This is a genomic window from Variovorax sp. 01T439_2 (assembly GCF_056398445.1).
On the sequence record NZ_JBFTPJ010001188.1, the window covers coordinates 1 to 1,482 of the forward strand.

The 1,482-nt window shown below is 68.6% G+C and carries 2 protein-coding genes and 1 pseudogene; 1 reads left to right on the top strand and 2 read right to left on the bottom strand.

The genetic code is table 11. The features are described from left to right. Both AC1DOC_RS33340 and AC1DOC_RS33345 read right to left on the bottom strand, forming a co-directional pair. Nucleotides 1–180, bottom strand: a pseudogene (locus AC1DOC_RS33340) (tartrate dehydrogenase); the annotation flags it as partial. Further along, nucleotides 177–1,091 (bottom strand): alpha/beta fold hydrolase, encoded by a 915-nt coding sequence (locus tag AC1DOC_RS33345; protein WP_478079799.1) that lies wholly within the window; start codon nucleotides 1,089–1,091, stop codon nucleotides 177–179. The gene AC1DOC_RS33345 and the pseudogene AC1DOC_RS33340, both read right to left, overlap by 4 nt. A gap of 70 nt (nucleotides 1,092–1,161) precedes the next feature. On the opposite strand from AC1DOC_RS33345, the gene AC1DOC_RS33350 reads away from it, so the two are divergent. Further along, nucleotides 1,162–1,482, top strand: a 321-nt coding sequence (locus tag AC1DOC_RS33350) for a LysR family transcriptional regulator (protein ID WP_478131532.1), incomplete at its 3' end; no start/stop codon positions are given.

Here is a 1,482-nt window from a genome sequence, read left to right on the forward strand (position 1 = left end):
GCATCTTGCCGGCATCTTGCCGTGCTTCTCGCAGTAGTCCCAACTCGAGAAGTCGAAGTGGTCGAACTTCAGGTCGATGCCGAACTTGCGCGCCGCGGCATCGACCACGCGCAGGCCTTCGGGCATGGTTTCCTTGCCGATGCCGTCGCCGGCGATGACTGCGATTCTGTGGGTGGTCATGGTCTGGTTCCTTCTTGCTGGAGAGGGGAAGTGAAAAACTGGAGCGCCTCGGCGAGCAGTTCGCCCGGGGCCTCCTCCGGTATGTAGTGGCCGCACGGCAAGGCGCGGCCCGAAACCTGGGCGGCGCATTCGCGCCAGAGCGAGAGCACATCGAAGCAGCGGCCCACCGCGCCGTGCTCGCCCCAGAGCACGCGCAGCGGCTGCGCAAGCTTGCGGCCGGCGGCGATGTCGGCGCGGTCGTGCACCAGATCGATGGTGGCGGACGCGCGGTAGTCGCCGCAGATCGATTCGGCCGTGCCCGGAATGGCGGCGCAGCGCTCGTATTCGGCCAGCACCTCGGGCGCGAAAGGCGCGAGCCCCGCGTGGCGCCCGCCCATCACGCTGCGCACGTAGCGCACCGGGTCGGAGGCGATCAAGGCCTCGGGCAGCGGCGGCGGTTGGATCAGGAAGAACCAGTGCCAGTAGGCGCGCGCAAAGGCCTCGGTGGTGTTCTGGTACATCGAGAGCGTGGGCGCGATGTCCAGCAGCAGCATGCGCTCGACGGCCGCCGCATGGTCGGCGGCCAGCCGATGCGCGACACGCGCGCCGCGGTCGTGCGCCAGCACGCCGAAGCGCTCGAAGCCGTGATGGCGCATGGCGGCGAGTGCATCGAGCGCCATTTCGCGCTTGCTGTAGGCCACGTGGCCGGCATCGTCCGCGGGGCGGCCGGAGTCGCCATAGCCGCGCAGGTCCACCGCCACCACCGTGAACCGCTCGGCGAGCGCCGGCGCCACGCGATGCCAGATCAGGTGCGTCTGCGGATGCCCGTGCAAGAGCAGCAGGGGCGCGCCGCGCCCGCCGATGCGGCCATGCACGCGCACGCCGTTGCGCTCGATGTCGAATCTCGGAAAGTCGAAGAGAGAAGCAGTCACGCGGCGATTGTGCGTTGCGCTCCATCGATCATCAAGCAACAATCAACCAATTCATACTTTCCAATCTGGCATGAATCCATTGTCGATGGACCGCGGCGATCTCGAGCTGGTGCTGGCGATCCGCGACCAGGGAAGCCTGGCGGGCGCCTCCGCCACGCTGGACGTGGTGCCCTCGGTCGTGACCAAGCGGCTCGGTGCGCTCGAGGCGCGGCTGGGCCAGCGGCTGTTCGAGCGCACCACGCGCCGCCTCAGCGTGACGGCCGAGGGCGAAGCGGTCTGCCTGCACGCGAGGGCGTTGCTCGAAGGCTTTGCCGCGCTCGAAAGCGAACTTGGCGAGCGGCAGAACGAGCTGGTGGGCACCATCCGGCTGGCTGCGACCTTCGGCTTCGGC